This window comes from Chromobacterium sp. Beijing, from assembly GCF_021496765.1.
GTDB lineage: Bacteria > Pseudomonadota > Gammaproteobacteria > Burkholderiales > Chromobacteriaceae > Chromobacterium.
In genome coordinates this window covers 3,241,291-3,257,216 of record NZ_CP053750.1, presented here as the reverse complement: position 1 = coordinate 3,257,216, position 15,926 = coordinate 3,241,291, and the positions used below count along the sequence as shown (strand labels likewise).

General features: G+C 63.7%; 8 protein-coding genes. 2 read left to right on the top strand and 6 right to left on the bottom strand.

All coding sequences use genetic code 11. From position 1 onward, the window contains the following. Nucleotides 1–73 precede the first annotated feature (73 nt). The 6 genes from HQN78_RS15005 to tssJ form a co-directional block, all read right to left on the bottom strand. Nucleotides 74–4,669 carry an RHS repeat-associated core domain-containing protein gene (locus HQN78_RS15005; RefSeq protein WP_235084667.1) on the bottom strand — a complete coding sequence of 1,532 codons (4,596 nt, stop codon included), beginning with the start codon at nucleotides 4,667–4,669 and terminating at the stop codon, nucleotides 74–76. Between the two features lie 15 nt (nucleotides 4,670–4,684). Further along, nucleotides 4,685–7,714, bottom strand: a complete 3,030-nt coding sequence (locus HQN78_RS15000; RefSeq protein ID WP_235084664.1) for a type VI secretion system Vgr family protein — start codon at nucleotides 7,712–7,714, stop codon at nucleotides 4,685–4,687. Between the two features lie 19 nt (nucleotides 7,715–7,733). Beyond that, nucleotides 7,734–8,213: a type VI secretion system baseplate subunit TssE gene (tssE, locus tag HQN78_RS14995; RefSeq protein ID WP_227106718.1), complete on the bottom strand. Its 480-nt coding sequence runs from the start codon at nucleotides 8,211–8,213 to the stop codon at nucleotides 7,734–7,736. A gap of 3 nt (nucleotides 8,214–8,216) precedes the next feature. After that, a complete protein-coding gene (gene icmH, locus HQN78_RS14990) occupies nucleotides 8,217–8,918 on the bottom strand; it encodes a type IVB secretion system protein IcmH/DotU (protein WP_081548565.1) in 702 nt (233 codons plus the stop codon). A 7-nt stretch (nucleotides 8,919–8,925) separates the two neighbouring features. Then, complete coding sequence (gene tssK, locus HQN78_RS14985) at nucleotides 8,926–10,272, bottom strand: type VI secretion system baseplate subunit TssK (protein ID WP_235084662.1); 1,347 nt, start codon at nucleotides 10,270–10,272, stop codon at nucleotides 8,926–8,928. 269 nt (nucleotides 10,273–10,541) lie between these two features. Then, nucleotides 10,542–11,081, bottom strand: coding sequence for a type VI secretion system lipoprotein TssJ (gene tssJ, locus HQN78_RS14980; RefSeq protein WP_107798022.1), 540 nt, complete (start codon nucleotides 11,079–11,081; stop codon nucleotides 10,542–10,544). Between the two features lie 180 nt (nucleotides 11,082–11,261). Here tssJ and HQN78_RS14975 point away from each other — a divergent pair, with 180 nt between their 5' ends. Together HQN78_RS14975 and tssM are read left to right on the top strand one after the other, a co-directional pair. Continuing rightward, nucleotides 11,262–12,128 (top strand): M15 family metallopeptidase, encoded by an 867-nt coding sequence (locus HQN78_RS14975; RefSeq protein WP_235084659.1) that lies wholly within the window; start codon nucleotides 11,262–11,264, stop codon nucleotides 12,126–12,128. Between the two features lie 161 nt (nucleotides 12,129–12,289). Beyond that, nucleotides 12,290–15,925, top strand: coding sequence for a type VI secretion system membrane subunit TssM (gene tssM / locus HQN78_RS14970; RefSeq protein WP_235084657.1), 3,636 nt, complete (start codon nucleotides 12,290–12,292; stop codon nucleotides 15,923–15,925). Nucleotide 15,926: the final 1 nt, after the last annotated feature.

Here is a 15,926-nt window from a genome sequence, read left to right as displayed (position 1 = left end):
CGTTGGCCGCTCTTGCGCTGACATTTTCAGTGCCAGACCAGCCGTGCTGTGTGCAATTAATAAGAGACATATTTCACCTGACTTTAAGTTTGAAGCCTTTTTTTGCAAGAAATTTTGCTTGGCCTCCGGGGCCCTCTGGAACATTTACTCCCCCTGCTCGAAGAACATTTGATACATGGTCTACGCAACTGTTTGTACGTTCACTATAAGGGCCAAGTTCTTTATGGATTTGTTCTTTTTGATACTTCTGAGCAGCTGCAGCATCAGGAACTTCGATTTGAGTGGTATGTACTACAGGTAGTCCAGCTAGAGAGTTATGTTCAGCTTCGTTGATAATAGTTGTAGTAGAGTGGTTTTCACTTGTTATAACTTGGTGAGTGTGTAAGCTACCCTTGCCACTAACTTCCACTGTGTAATGTCCTGTTCTAGACCCCGTGTCGTATTGTCGGATCGTTGCAACCCCTCCCTTAATTGGGCAAGTCGTCAGACCTTTAGGATCAACCCATTGGATTGGGTTGGAGGCGTAGTTATGAGTATTTATCCCACCAAATAACCCAATCGGATCCCGCGAAATAAAGCGCCCGATCTCCGGATCATAGTAGCGGTGGCGGTTGTAGTGCAGCCCGGACTCCTCATCCTGGTACTGGCCCTGGAAACGGAAGGGGTTGCGGATGCCGGCCTTGTTGGCGGCGTCGGCGATGATTTCCCGTGCTTGCCCCCAGGCCTGGTAGTCCATTTCCAGCGCCAGCGCGCCTTGTTCGTCGGTCAGCGCCTGCGGGGTGCCCAGGTGGTCGGTATGGTAGTAGTACACCGCCGTCGGTTCGCTGGGTTCCGGCGCCGGCTTGCGCAGCGGGTCCTGGTCCGAGTCATAGGGGCGGTGCTGGCTCCAGCGCGGCACTTTGACGCCGCGCACGGCCTCGGTGTGGACTTGAGCCAGCGGCACGAAGCTGTCCGGTTCAAACAGATAATGCACCGCTTGTTCGTCCCGGGTTTCAAAGGCCAGCACGTCGCCGTCCCAGCCGTAAAGCGTGGTCTGGCCGGCCTGGGTTTTGGCGATGCGGCGGCCCAGCGGGTCGTAGTGGTAGTCGGTGTTCTGACCGTCCGGCGCGGTCAGGCGGGACAGGCGGTTGTGGCTGTCCCACTCCAGCTTGGTGAGCGCACCGTTGACGCGCTTTTCCACCAGGTTGCCGCGGCTGTCGTAGCGGTAGTGGCGGCCGGCGTACTGGCTGAGCAGGTTGCCCAGCAGGCTGTTGTCCTGGTGGCCGTCGGCGGCCGGGGCGTTGTCCAGCAGGTTGCCGGCCGGGTCGAAGCGGAAGCTTTCCACGCCCTTGGGAGTGGCGGCTTCCAGCAGGCGGCCCACCGGGTCGTAGCGGTAGTTGAGCTGGCCGGCGCGGCTGTCCGCGATGCCGGTGAGTTGGCCGGCGACGTCGTACTGGTATTGGCGGTTCCACTGGGTGGAGCCCATCAGCCGCTGGCTGGCCAGGCGGCCGGCCTTGTCGTAGCTCTGGTGCTGTTGCAGCGCATTGCCCAGCACGCGCTGGGTTTCGCGGTGCAGCTTGTCGCGCTCCAGGTTGACGATGTCGCGCTGGCCGAACAGCAGGCCGTGCACGTGGCCGCTGCCGTAGCTGAGGATGTCCACGCGGCGGCCGTCCGGGCGCACGCTGGCGACGCGGTTGCCCAGCGGGTCATGCTCATGCTGCCAGCGGTAGGTTTCCTTGACGCCGGCCACGCTGTAGCCGTGGTGTTCTTCTATGACATTGCCCACCGGGTCGTAAATCCAGCGCAGGCTGGCGTAGCGGTTCTTGGCCTGGTACAGCCGGCCGGCGGGGTCGTAGCCGAAGCTTTCCAGGCTGCCCGGCGCGCTGCGTTCGATCAGGCGGCCGGCGCCGTCGTAACGGTAGAGGGTGGCGACATCGCCTTCCTGTTGTTTTTCCAGCTGGCCGGCGGCGTTGTAGTGGTAGCGGGTGGGGCTGCCGTCAAAGCCGGTTTCCGAAATCAGCTGGCCGCCGGCGTCGTATTCGAACAGATACTGGCGGTGGTTTTCATTGCGCAGCGCGGTCAGCCGGCCCAGCTTGTCGTATTTGTAGGCCAGGCTGTGGCCGTTGGCGTCGGTGCGGGTCTGCAGCCGGCCGGCTTTGTCGTAGTCGTAATGGGTGGCGCGGCCCAGCGGGTCGGTGAGTTTGAGCAGGCGTGCTTCGGCGTCGTGCTCCAATTGCGTGGCCTGGCCGTCCGGTAGGACGATGGCCTGCAGCGTGCCGTTGGCTGCGTATTGGTAGCGGGTGGCGCTGCCCATGGCGTCGATGATCAGCTGCGAGCGGCCGCGTTCGTCGTACTGCCATTGGGTGGCGCTGCCGGAGCAGTCGGTATAGCTCTGCAGCAGGCCGTCCGGGCGGTAGGCAATCTGTTTCTTGCCGCCCTTGGCGTCGGTGATGGCCACCGGCAGGCCCTGCTCGTTGTAGGCGTATTTGGTCTTGTGGCCCAGCGGGTCGGTTTCCTCGATCAACTGGCCCTTGTCGTCGTAGGCGCGCAGCCATTTTTCGCCCAGCGGATCGGTGATCTCCACCAGATTGTCCTGGGCGTCGTAGGCGAAGGCCACTTCGCTGCCGTCGCGGCGCTCGTGCAATACCAGATTGCTCTTGTCGTCGTAGGAGAAGCTGTCTTGCGAGCCGTCCGGGTAGATGTGGTTGACCAGGTTTTTCTGGGCGTCGTAGTCGAACCATTCTTCCTTGTGGTCCGGGTAGATGATGCGGTAGTTGTAGCCCTTGTCGTCGAAGTAGTACTCGGTGGTGCGGCCGTAGGCGTCGGTGACGTAGGTGAGGTCGATATTGTCGTCCCAGGCCAGGCGGATGTCCTGGCTGCCGTCGTCGGCGTATTCGCGCACGGCGCGCGCGTCCAGGTGTTTGCCGTCCCACTCCAGATGGATGCCGCGGCCGGTGCGGTCGGTGTAGCGGGTCAGCAGGTGGTGCTGGTACTGGTAGCTCCAGCTTTGACCGTTTTCATCGCTGGCGGCCAACAGGTCGCCGGCGTCCGCGGCCAGCGGGCCGGCGTCGTCGTATTGGTATTGCGCCAGCGTGCGCAGCGGCAGGCCGGTTTCCGGGTTTTGTAGGCTGATGCGAACAATGCGGCCGCGCGCGTCGTGGCTGAGGTCCGCCACGTAGCCGGCGCTGCTGAGCAGCTGGATCAGCCGGCCGTCGCGGAAGTTCATCGCGATGCTGTTGCCGGCGCGGTCCTTGATCAGCGCCAGGCGGAAGCTGTCGCCGTGGCGTTCGTATAGTTGCACCAGATCGTGGCCGTAGGTCTGGGAGATCAGGGTGTCGGACAGGCGGCTGAGGGTGAAGCCTTCCAGCTCGTCCTTCAGGGATTCGCCCACCGGCAGCAGCGGATAGTCCAGCGTGCGGCAGCTGTCGTCGTGGAGCTTCAGCGCTTCGCCTTCGATGTCGAAGCGCGCGCCGTAAGCCACGCCCCAGCGTGCGCCCAAGTCGCCGCGGGCGTCGTTGCCGTCGAAGTTGGAGCGATATTGCCGGGTCCAGATGATGGGCAGCACGCCGGGCAGGCTGAAGTCGGTATGTTGCAGCGATTCTTCGCCCAGCACGTAGCCGATGCTGTTGGGCGAGGCGGCGCAGGCGCATTTGGGCGGCGGCTTGATCTTGCCCTTGAAGCGGCTGGTGACCTCCTGATAAAGCTGCTGGGTGCCTTTCTTGGCCTTGTTGGTGACTTTGTTGGCCACCGCGGCGGCCTTCTTGGGCAGGTGCTTGAGGAAGGCTGCCAGCAATTTGTTCAGCAAGGGCTTCAGGTGGCTGGAGTACATGGACAGCAGCTTGGCGGTGAGCTGGCCGGCCCAGGCCAGCAGGGTGCGGCCCAGGCTCAGCATCATGCGGGCGGCGGCGCTGCCTTTCAGCGCCATGTCTATGCCTTTGGCTGCGGCCACGGTCATGCCGGCGGCGGCTTCTTTCTTGGCGCTGGCGGCGGCGCGGTTCAGCGCGTCCAGTTCCGCGCCCACCGATGCCCAGAAGCCTTGCTTATTGGTTTTCTCCAGATGGTATTTGACCGGCGCTTGCGGCACGTGTTGTTTGACGTAGCCGCTGAAGTTGCCGGAGCCCAGGCTGATCAGCAGATTGGCCAGGTCTGAGATGATGACCTTGCCCTTGCCGCCGCAGGTTTCCAGCGTGCTCTGCATTTTGCTGTCTACGTGCTTGACCCATTGGTCCGGCATATTGCGGAAGTCGGCCGGCAACATATTGGCCACTTTTTGGGTCAGCGAGGCGGACAGCTCCATTTTCAGCCAGTCGCCGCCGGCGCGGCGCACGCTGCTGGCGCACAGCTTCAGCGTGGGGCGCGCGCCCATTTTGAACAGGCCGCCTGCGGCCGGCACCACGCCCACCAGGTCCACGCCCAGAAACAGCCAGTCGAAGACGTCGACTTCCTGTTTTTTCTTGCTCTTTTCCGACATCTCCATCAGGTCGACGATGACATCGCCCACCGAGATCAGGTTGCCGACAATGGGCACCGCGCTGCCTATGGTTTTGAGGCTGTCCACCGACAGATGTCCGTCGCTGATGCTTTGCAGCCATTGATCGAAGGTCTTGCCGGTTTGCTGGATGACCTGGGCTGCGTTTTGCGGCGTGCCGTTGATTACGGCGACGGGTTTGGCTTGGGCTGCGGTGCTCATGTCGGAGGAGGGCTCTTAAACGATATTCTTGATCATGCCGGCGGCGGAGGGGAGGGACGCGCCGGAGGCAAGTTGTTTGATGTCGCGCGCTTGCTGCAGCGCGGCCTGGGCTTGGGAGGCCATGGCTTTGGCCTGGTCCACGGCGCCTTTGGCCTGGGCCAGGTTTTGTGCCAGGCCGGCGGCGCCGGGCGGCAGCGCCTTGCCTACCAGGCTGCCCAGCTGGCTCATGGCCTGCTGCTGCACCGCGGCGCCCATTTTTTGCAGCGCCGCTTCCGGCTGCGGCACAAAGGGGAAGATGTCCGCCTCGCTCTTGTGCGGACGGCCCAGGAATTGTACTTGCGCCGGTCCGGTGGGCAGGCCGTTGACCATGGCCTTGCCGGCGGCGTCCAGCACGCCGCTGTGCTTGACGCCCAGCGCGTCGGTGAGCACGAATTTGCCCTGATCCATGGAGTAGCCGTTGGCGAAATCGTGAATCACTTGCAGATTGCCCATGCCCGGCTTGTTGAAGGTGGGCGTGGGCGTGCTGAGGCTGGCCGGGCCGGTGAGCGCGTGGCTGGCGCCCTTGACGCTGACTTCGCCCGGGCAGTGCACTTCGATATTGCCGCCCTTGAGCCGGATATAGCCGCCGCCGCTGGTGAGCAGGATTTCCTGGCCGGCGGCGATTTCCACCTTGCCCTTGCAGGCGGTGACGGTCACATCCTTATCCGCGGTGACCTCGATGCTGTCGCTCTGTGCTTGAACCTGCACCTTGCCCTTGGCGGCAATCAGCTTCAGCGCGATCTGGTCCTTGACCCCGGTGACGAACAGGCTGATGTGCTGGCCCACGTTATGCAGCCAGCGACGGCCGGAGGTTTGATTGGTGTCCCGCTGCGCCACCAGGTCCAGATTGGTCCCCGCCGCCACGGTCTGGCTTTGCTGGCTCAGGCTGGCGATGCCGGCTGGTGCGGACAGCACGATTAGCGGCTGCTGGCCGGCCTGGTCCTTGGCGGTTTTGCCATCCTTGTCGGTGTTGCTGCCGGCTTCCCAGGCTTTCAAGGCCGCGGCCTGGTGTTGCAGATGGCCTTCGGTCTTCTTGGCGGCCTTGGCGTTGTCCGCGCCGATTTCTTCCGGCCCGGTTTCCATGGTGTCGGCCTGCTGGCCGCTGGCGGTGTCGCCCAGGCTTTGGCTCAGGGCCAGGGCTGCATCGAGCTGGCTTTGCGCCTGTTCGCGCGCCAGTTGTTTGCCGGACGCGCCGTTCTGCGCTTCGGTGCTCAGCAGCAGGCCGTGGCCGGCGCGGATGGCGCCGTGGCTGTCGGTGCGCAGTTCGAAGCCGTCGCCGCGCGGCTCGGCCTTGCCGTTGCTGCGCGGCTGGGTGAGGAAGCCTTGGTTGAGCTGGGTTTTGCCCGGTTCGCTCGACAGTTTGGCGCGCACTTCGCCCGGGGTGTCGTCGAACAGCAGTTCGTTGTACTGGCCGCCCTGGTGTTCCTTGGATTTGATGCCGGACAGGGTTTTGTTGGCCGGCAAGGCGCCCGCGCCGCTGAAATCCGGCGGGGGGTGGCTGCCGTTGTAGAGCACGCCGGTGATCACCGGGCGGTCGATATCGCCTTCGATGAAGTCGACCAGCACTTCCTGGCCGATGCGCGGGATGAATTGGTGGCCCCAGCCGGCGCCGGCGCTGGGCATGACCACCCGCAGCCAGCAGGAGGATTTGTCGTCGAGATTGGCTCCGATGCTCGGGTGCTCGTCCGGCCGCTGCCAGTGGAATTGCACTTTGATGCGGCCGTGCTGGTCGGTGTGGACTTCTTCTCCTTGCGGTCCCACCACGGTCGCGGTCTGTACGCCGCGGGACTTGGGCTTGGCCAGTTCGGTGTGGGCGTAGGCCGGGGTCAGCGGCACGCCGCGGCGTTGGGCGTCGAAGTCGGCGCGGAAGGGTTGGGCGTCCTCGGCTTTTGCCAGCGCTTTGAGGTCGGCCGGCAGGTTGTTACGCGCACTTAAGGTTTGGCGGGTGACGACGAATTCGCGCTGTTCGCTGCTGTCGCCGTCGTGGGCCGGATGGTCGTCCAGGCGGAACCACTGGCCGGCGGCCAGGCCGCGCACGCTGCCGCCGCCGCTGAATTGCTTGGCGTTCAGATCATGCGCTTGCTGGCGCAGCTGGGCGTAGTGGCTGAGCTGGTCGGCGTCGCCGGCGTAGTACAGCGATTGCGGGTCGTAGTCGTGCAAGGAGGATTGCAAGGCCTTGCCGTTCTGGCCCTGGTCGATGCGGCTGTCGTCGCCGCTGTGCTGGGTCTGCACCGGCTGATAATCGAAGCTGGCCAAAGCCACCGCGCCGGGGACGATCTGGCGTTGGGCGTTCCACTCGGTCAGGCCGTCTTCGGCCTCGGTGGCGTCGCTGCGGTGGAAGCGCACTCGCTCGACCGTAGCCGGCGGCAGACTGTAGGGGTCGTCGAAGGCGACCAAGCGCACTTGTGGCGTGTCGCCGTCCAGATGGTCGAAACGCCAGGCGTAACCCTCTTCATGCAGCAGGCGCACGATGAAGTCGTAATCGCTCTCGCGGTATTGCAGACAGTAGCTGCGCGGCGACACCGGGCCGGTCTTGAAGTCCTGGGCCTGGACGCGGGCGAACACCGGATTGGCCTGCTGATGCTCGCTCAGGATCTGCGTGACGATGTCCGGCACCGACTGATCCTGGAACACCCGCGAGCTGACGCGGTGACGCAGCAGCGCGAACGGCGGCTCTATGGTCAGCTGGTAGCGGCTGAAGCCGCCGTCCGAGCCCAGGCACTCGGCCTTGGACACCACGCCGCAGCGCAGGCTCTCCGCGCCGGCGGCGTCGAGGATGCCGAGCCGGGCCGGCAGGCCGAGCAGGCTCTTGAGTTCGATCTTGCCGTCCGGGGACAGGCAGGTCAGCTGGTAGGCGTAAGACCGGGACACGCCTTCTTCGCCGGCCAGGCTCAGCGGCAGCAATTGCTCGGCCGCCACGCTGCCGTCGCCCAGGCTGAGGGTGAGCAGGCGCTGGTCCTGGTTGAAGGCGGAGGCGAAGCTGGCGAGCAGGGTGCTGGGGTCCATGGGGCGCTGTCAGGCTGGGTCAGCCTTGTACCTTGTAAACGTTGGAGGAGAGTTGCAGGGTGGCGTCGAAGGTGACCGGCGGCCGGTGTGGATGCACTTTCAGCACCGCGTCGACGCGGAAGCGCAGATGGCGCTCCATCTCGCGCGGCGCGTCCAGGTTCACCCGCACGCGGGACAGCCGCGGCTCGTGCACTTCGATGGCGCGGCGCAGTTGCTCGCGCAGCAGTTCCCGGTCTTGCGGATTGAGCAGGCTGATGCCGGACAGGTCCGGAATGCCGAAGCTCAACATGCTGTCGTGGGCCTGCGGGTACATGTCGAACAGTTCTTGCAAGGGCGCGAGCCGGGTGTTCAGCAGCGCTTCCAGATCCCGCGCCAGCGAGCGCTTGATCTGCGGCAGTTCGTACAACATGGTTTCCGCGCCGTGGCTGTTGTCCGGCTGGTCGTCCAGCAGCCGGTCCAGCACCGACGGCAGGATCTGGGCGTGGCGGCTGCTGTGCATGGCTTACAGGCCGAAAATGGATTGGAGCTGGTTGGACAGCAGCCAGCGGTAGGCGACGAAGATGCCGGCGCCCACCACGGCCAGCAGGGCGAAGTACAGCCACAGCGGCAGTTCATGGCGGACAAAGGCCTGGAAGCGTTGCGGCAGCTGCCAGTTGGGCGCGAACTCGGCCTTGCCGCCGCGCACTTGCTGGATTTCCTGGCCCAGCTTGTGGGTCAGGTAGCCCAGCTTTTCCTGGCCTTCCAGCAGGTATTTGCCTTGGAAGCCCAGCAACAGGCAGGTGTAGAACACTTCCAGCGGCTCGATATGGGCGGCCGGGTCCAGACGCAGTTGTTCCAGGCGGTTGAAGAAGCCTTCGCCGGCCAGATGCTCGCCAAACAGCCGCAGTTGCAGCGGCATGCGCTCCCATTCGTCGCGGATGTCGAACTCGGAGGACAGAATGATCTCGTCCATCAAGGCGCAAAACGCGTACTTGGAGTGGTTGATGGCGTTCTGGTCCTTGCCGAAGTTGCGGGCGTTGCGCTCGTACTGGTTCAGAAACTGGTCGACGCGGCGGTTGAACTCCACCGCGCTGCTGGGGGCGTTGCCGTCCCGGAGCAGGAACAGCAGGTAGATGCCGTCTTCCAGCATTTCGCGCAGGGTGGGCGCCGAGGCGGAGGCCACGGCCAGCGGGCGTTCTTGTAGAGTTGCGGCGGTTTGGTTCATGGCGGCCTCAGCGGAATACGGCGATCAGTTCAAGCGTCAGGTTGGAGAGCGTCTGCGGCATATAGATGCAGATGCTGCGCGATTGCAGCATGCGGCCGAAGATTTCGCCGTGCGGCTCCAGCGCGAAATAGTGGTTGCCCACGCGTACCGGAATGGCGGACGGCGTTTGCGCCGCATGGCTGAGCGCCACGCCGCGCATGGCGGAGTTGAGGATTTTTTCCACGTCGTCCGGCGCGCCGATCTTCATCTTCAGCGGCACGCTGTCGATGATCTGGCTGGCCGGCAGTTCGCTCTGCACCGACAGGTAGTAATCGACGTTCTCCAGCAGGCGGTCGCTTTCCAGCCGGCCGATGTAGAAGGACGGCTTGGGCGAATGCAGCGGGATGATGGCGTAACGCGAGGAGATCACGGTTTCCAGCAGTTCGCGGATCTGCGTGTCCAGCGCGGCCAGCACGGCGTGCAGGTCGTCGTGGCGATAGGCCGGGATGTCGGACAGGGTGTAATGGGTGGAGAAGGTCTGCAGCTCGCCGCAGAATTCGGCCAGCGCCAGATACAGCTCTTCCGGATGCAGCGGGCTGGACAGCGACAGGTGGCGCAGCTTGGCGAAGTTGCGGTTGACGGTGTGCAGCAGCCAGAAGGAGCTGATGTCGCTGGAGCTGTACTCCATCACGTTCTTGGCGCGTTCGCGCTGGCCGCCGGACAGCGCCTGGTTCTTGACCAGCAGGATGTCCAGCAGGCGGCGCAGCATGTGGCTGACCTCGCGCGAGCCTTCGACCGTGGCCAGCGGGGGAATGAAGCCGCCGCCCAGGCCCCATTGGCCGGTGGCGTCCTTTTCCAGCCGACACAGCGGAATAGCGTCGTAGCCGTCGCGGTTCTCTTCCTCGATCATCAGCCGCACGTCCAGCTCCAGCGTGGACAGATCGGCGTCCAGCGCCTGGGTGTAGAGATCGGCCACTTCCGCGCTGGCGCTTTGGAAGCGAGTGGGGCGGGACATGAGCTCGCCGTTGCGGGTGTTGCCGCCGTAGGGCTGCATATGGGCGAGACAGGCGTAAAGCGTGGTCTTGATGCCGGCTTGCGGCAAGGTGTTCAGATCGCGGGACAGCGGCAGCGGCGCGCTGGCCGGCGCCTGGAACAGCGTGCCGTCCCGGAACAGGATGGACAGCCCGTCGATGCGGACGGTGCCGCCCTTGAGCGCCTGCTCGTCCAAGACGATGTGTTGCAGGCCCCAGCCGTGGCGTTGGCTCAGTTGCTGCCGCGCGGCGATGTGCTGCTCCAGCAAGAGGGTTTGCTGTTGAAAGTGCTGCGGGCGCAGGAACATGCCTTCGCCCCAGAGCACTCGTTTGGCTTGTTGCATTACTGATACACCTTGTCTGGAAATCTACTTCAATCTCAATTGCGCCTGGAAATTCATCGGCTTGTCAGCCGGGCCTGGCCGTCGCGGGCGAAGAAGCGCATGGGCTTTGAGCCACGTCATGGCCGGAACGGCCCGCATCCGGTAATAACACCCTGTTCAAACTGTGTACACGATCGCTAAAATGCGCGACATTTTGCAGCAAGAGCGGCACCCTTGTCATGCAAAAGAGTTTGTTAATTTTCAGCGTCGGCCCGGCGCCGCGGCAGGCTTCAGTTTCGGCTGCCGGCGCAGTCCGCCTTGGCGGACGCGGGCTGGCCGGGCAGGGTCAACGCTTTGGGTTTGATGGCTTCCAGGTGGCAATCGGCGGCGCGGAAGCTCAGGTCTTTGCTGCGGACGGCGTCGGCGTCGTACAACAGGCGCCAGAAGTGGGCGTCCGGACGGCGGAAAAAGCCGACGACGCCGATGAACTGAGCGTCTTTTTCAATGGTGACGTCTTCTAGCGTCACTTTACCACCTGGCAAAAAGGTCAGTTCTTTGCTGTTGATCAGACTGTCGCCCAGCAGTTCTGATTCAGGCTTGCCGCTGGACAGGGCTTCCATGGTCAGGCGGTTGAAAGCCTGCTGGTTTTTGAGCTGGTAGACATGCACCACCACGGACAGCGGTTTGCCTTTGGCGTCGCGGTTTAGCGACGGGCTGCCTTCCGCTTTGATGTCGATGGTCTTGGTGCTGGAACAAGCGGTCAGAGAGGCTATGGCGATGGCGTAAAATAGGGCGCGGGCCCGTTGCCAGCTGGGGCGTTTTTTCATCATGACGGCGGTTCCTAACGATTGGATTTGTGACTATCTGCTATCGAAAGTATCCCAAATTTTTGGTTTAATTGGAATGCATGCTCCGTCGCAAATTGATTTGCATACGGCGGTTAAAATCAGAGATCGGGTAGCTCAAGCTATTGATTTAAATTGTAATGTCATTTATCGTCTCGCGTCAAAATGCATTTGAACTATATCTTGCCGATCCTGGTGCTTGGCATCGTTTTGCTCCTGTCCTGGCTGGGCTGGAAATTCTTCTTGGGACAGCCCCGCATCTTGGAAGGGAGCCGCTCGCCAAAGCCTGTTCTGCCTGGGGCGGAGGCTTTGGCCGGAGCCATGGCCGCAGGGCCGGAAACACTGACTGAAAAGCGGGCGGTGAGCGCCGCTTTTTTGCGTGCGTCGCGCCGGGCGCCCAGCGCCGCCGCGCGTTACTGGCGGGTGTGGCTGCCGGTGGTGTCGCTGTTGCTGGTGGCGCTGGCGGTGGCGATCACGCTGAAATTGAATCGTTTTCATCGTAGTCCCGAGTTCGAAGCGGCAGAATATGCGCAGGGCATAAGAATTAAGCAAACGCTGTTGGAAGAAAAACTGGTGCCCCCGCCGCCGCTTCCGCCGGAAGCTTTTGTCAACGTCATAGCGGAGCGCCCAAGCTTGGGCCATGCGGACCGGGACTGGAGCAAGCTGAATCCGGAGTTTGTGCAGGTGGTGCTGCGGGTGATGGAAAAAATGAAGGCCAGGGGCTTCCCCATGGTGCTGCTGGAGGGCTATCGCAGCCCGGAGCGCCAGGACTCGCTGGCCGGGCAGGCCACGCTGGTGACCAAGGCCAAAGGCGGACAGAGCAAGCATCAATACGGCCTGGCGGTGGATTTGGCGCCGATCCGCGAAGGCAAGGTAGTGATATCGGAACGCGATCCCTGGGCGATGCAGGCTTACAACGCGCTGGGGGAAGAGGCGACGGCGGCCGGCCTGACTTGGGGTGGCAACTGGAGCTTCAAGGACTTCGGGCATATCGAGCGCTCAGGCTCGCTGAAGTCCCTGCTCAAAAAATAACGGTTTAAAAGAAGGTGGTGGGTGTTTATGAAAGGTTGGCTGCGTCACGCCAAAGTGGCTTCGGCAATCGGGTTCCTGATCCTGATCGCTTTGATCTGGTTCCTGGGCCGTGGTTGGGCTTGGAGTCGCTGGAGGCCCGTTTGGGCTGGATTATCGGCGTCATGTTGTTTTGGGTGCTGACCCTGCTGGTGGGCCAGGTATTGGCGCGCCGCGCCGGCGGCCTGCTTGAGCGCATGCTGCGCAAGCAGGCGGACGAGGCGGTCATCAACGCCAGCTCCGACAAGCGCGCCGAGGTCACCCTGCTGCGCCAGCGGCTGCTGGGGGCGATCGACACCCTGAAGAAATCCAAGCTGGGCAGCGCCAGCGGCAGCGCCGCCTTGTACGAGCTGCCGTGGTACATGATCATCGGCCACCCGGCGGCGGGCAAAAGCTCGGCCATCCTGCAGTCCGGCCTGACCTTCCCCTTCAGCGACAAGAGCGGCATCCAGGGCGTGGGCGGCACCCGCAACTGCGACTGGTTCTTCTCCACCGAGGGCGTACTGCTGGACACCGCCGGCCGCTACGCCACCCAGAGCGAAGATAGGGTGGAGTGGCTGGAATTCCTCAAGCTGCTGAAAAAACACCGGGCCAAGGCGCCGGTCAACGGCATCTTGATCGCCATCAGCCTGCCGGAGCTGGCGCAGCACCATAGCGAAGGCTTCACCCTGTACGCGCGCCAGATCCGCGAGCGCATTCACGAGGTCTGCAACACCTTCGGCCTCTTGGTGCCCATTTATCTGGTGTTCACCAAGCTGGACCTCTTGGGCGGTTTCGCCCAGTTCTTCCAGGACGCCAGCGACGAGGACCGCGCCAGGGTCTGGGGCGCGACGCTGAGCGCGGACCAGGGCACGGGCTTCGACGTGGCCAATGTGACCGGCCAGCAGTTCGAGCTCCTGTACCGCGGCCTGGTGCAGGCCGGCGAGGAAAAACTGATCCAGTACCGCGGCGATCAGGTCAAGCCGGCCCATTTCGCCTTCCCCATCGAATTCCACGGCCTGAAAGAGGCGGTGGTCAAATTCGTCAAACTGCTGCACGAAGAAGACCCTTACCACGCGCGGCCTTTGCTGCGCGGTTTCTATTTCACCAGCGCCCTGCAAGAGGGCGTGCCACGCATCGTGGCCGCCAATCGCGTGCAAGGCCAGTTCGACCTGAGCCAGGGCGGCCAGGAGATGAAGCAGGCGCCGGCGTCTTACAGCTACTTCCTGCGCAATCTGTTCCGCGACGTGCTGTTCCAGGATCAACACCTGATCTCCCGGCAGACCAAGCCCAGCGGCAGCCGCTGGCGTCTGTTCGGCATGGCCGCCGGAGTGTTGTCGCTGGCCGCGCTGGCCAGCTTCTGGACCTGGTCCTTCATCGGCAACCAGCATTTGCTGGACGAGGTGAAGGCCGAGCGCGCGCAGGCGCAAAAGCTGGCCGCCAGCGGGCAGCTGTACGACAAGCTGCGTTCGCTGCAGATCCTGCAGAAGCGCCTGGAGGAATTGCAGTCCTACCGCAAGAACGGCGCGCCGTGGCAAGTGGGCCTGGGCCTGTACCAGGGCAAGGAACTGGAGCCGCAACTGCGCCGCGAGTATTTCGCCGGCCTGAAGGAAGCGATGCTGCGCCCGGTGCAGCGCAATCTGGAAACCACGCTGGTGGCCCTGAAGCCGGAAGCGCCCGCGCCGACGCCCGCGCCCGCGCCGGTGGTGAGCGAACCGCCCAAGCCGGCCGCGCCGGCTCCGGCGCCGTTCAAACCCAAGCCTAAAAAGCACGCGCCGCGTGGCGGCCTGCCCAATATCAACTTGAGCGCGCTGGATTGGCCGCAACGCGCCACCACCGCCAAGCTGGAAGCTTCCGCCGCGCAAGGCGAGACCGCCGCTGCGCAACGCAATCCGCAGCAGTTGGACGCCAGCTACAACGCCTTGAAAACCTATCTGATGCTGCACGAGCAGAAGCGCATGGACGAAGCGCATCTGATCGACCAGCTGCCGCGCTACTGGCGGCCTTACCTGGAAAGCCAGCGCGGCCAGTATTCGGTGGAAGAGGTGATGGCGGTGGCCGAGAAGCTGGTGGCCTTCTACGTCAGCCAGATCAAGGAAGCGGATCTGCCGCTGATCGACAACAACGCTAAGGTGGTGGGCGAGGCGCGCGAGGTGTTGCGCGGCTCCTTCAAGCGCCTGTCCGCTCAGGAGCGGGTGTTCAATGAGATCAAGGCCCGCGCCAACACCCGCTTCGCGCCGCTGACCGTGGCGCGGATCCTGGACAACCGCGACCTGGACGTGATGGCCGGCAGCCAGATGGTGGAAGGCGCTTACACCCGCGAAGCCTGGAACGGCTACGTCAAAGCCGCGATCGACGAAGCCAGCAAGGGCGAAATCCGCAGCGACGACTGGGTGCTGGCCTCGTCCTCTCAGGACAATCTGGGCCGGGACGGCGACGTGGAGAAAAACCGCGCCGCGCTGGAAGCCCTGTACCGCGGCCAATACGCCGCCGCCTGGAAGAAATTCCTGATCGGCGTCACCACCCGCGACTTCAGCAACCCGGCGCAGTCCGCCTCCGCGATGGCGCGGCTGTCCGACAAGCAAAGCTCGCCTATCAAGCTGGTGCTGGCGCGCGCGGCGATGGAAACGGCCTGGGACAACCCGTCCGAGCTGAACCGTTCGCTGGAAAACGCCAAGCAGTCGATGCTGGAAAAAACCGCGGAATTCCTCAAGGGCGGCAGCGCGCCGGCCCAGGCGGACAAGGCCAAGCTGTACGGCGAAGTGGGCCGCCAGTTCGCCGGCGTCGCCCAACTGGTCAAGGGCGACAATCCGCCGATCAACGCCTACCTGGATCAGCTGGCCAAGCTGAAAGCCAAGCTGGCGGCGATCTCCAGCACAGACGAACCCGGCCCGCAGGCGCGCGCCGCCTTGCAGGCGACCCTGGGCGGTTCCGGCTCGGAGCTGGGCGACACCGCCTCCTTCGTCGACAACACCCTGCTCAGCCAGGTCACGCCGGAAACCGGCGAGATGGTGCGGCCCATGCTGGTGCGCCCGCTGACCCAGTCCTACAACGCCTTGCTGGGGCCGGTGGCCAACGACATCAACCAGGCCTGGGCCAATGAAGTGCTGCCGCAGTGGAAGCAGCTGGCCGGCAAATACCCGTTCGCGGATTCCAGCAACAGCGCCTCGGTGGCGGAGATCAGCCGCTTCGTCAAAGCCAACGACGGCACGCTGGACAAATTCATCAACAAATACCTGAACGGCCTGGTGCAGAAGAAGGGCGACCAATTGGTGCCGCGCGCCTGGGGCAATATGGGGGTCAAGTTCAACCCGGCCTTCCTGTCCAGCGTCAGCAGCCTGTCCGCGCTGGCCAACGCCCAGTTGCAAGACGGCGAGAACACCCGCTTCGAACTGCAGCCGACGCCGACGCCGGGCCTGTCCGAAATCGTGTTTGAGGTGGACGGCCAGGAACTGCGCTACCGCAACGGCCCGCAGGCCTGGCAGCCGTTCACCTGGCCGGGCAACGGCCAGAACGCCGGCGCCCGCATCCAGGTGGTGTCCTACAGCGGCGCCAGCAGCGTGGTGGGCAACCAGCCGGGCCGCATGGGCCTGATGCGTTTGCTCTCCAGCGCCAAGGTCAGCCAGGACAGCCCGGACTCCGCCCAGCTCACCTGGAACCTGCGCAAGGCCGACGGCGAAGCGCAGACGGTGAAATTCAATTTCCGCATGGTTGGCGGCGTCAATCCGCTGCAACTGAACAAGCTGTACAAGCTGACCTTGCCTGAGCGCGTGACGCTTTAAG

Excerpts from the sequence above, each read along its gene's own strand:
- HQN78_RS15005 (WP_235084667.1), bottom strand. The coding sequence starts at position 4,669 with ATGAGCACCGCAGCCCAAGCCAAACCCGTCGCCGTAATCAACGGCACG.
- HQN78_RS15000 (WP_235084664.1), bottom strand. The coding sequence starts at position 7,714 with ATGGACCCCAGCACCCTGCTCGCCAGCTTCGCCTCCGCCTTCAACCAG.
- tssE (WP_227106718.1), bottom strand. The coding sequence starts at position 8,213 with ATGCACAGCAGCCGCCACGCCCAGATCCTGCCGTCGGTGCTGGACCGG.
- icmH (WP_081548565.1), bottom strand. The coding sequence starts at position 8,918 with ATGAACCAAACCGCCGCAACTCTACAAGAACGCCCGCTGGCCGTGGCC.
- tssK (WP_235084662.1), bottom strand. The coding sequence starts at position 10,272 with ATGCAACAAGCCAAACGAGTGCTCTGGGGCGAAGGCATGTTCCTGCGC.
- tssJ (WP_107798022.1), bottom strand. The coding sequence starts at position 11,081 with ATGATGAAAAAACGCCCCAGCTGGCAACGGGCCCGCGCCCTATTTTAC.
- HQN78_RS14975 (WP_235084659.1), top strand. The coding sequence starts at position 11,262 with ATGCATTTGAACTATATCTTGCCGATCCTGGTGCTTGGCATCGTTTTG.
- tssM (WP_235084657.1), top strand. The coding sequence starts at position 12,290 with ATGTTGTTTTGGGTGCTGACCCTGCTGGTGGGCCAGGTATTGGCGCGC.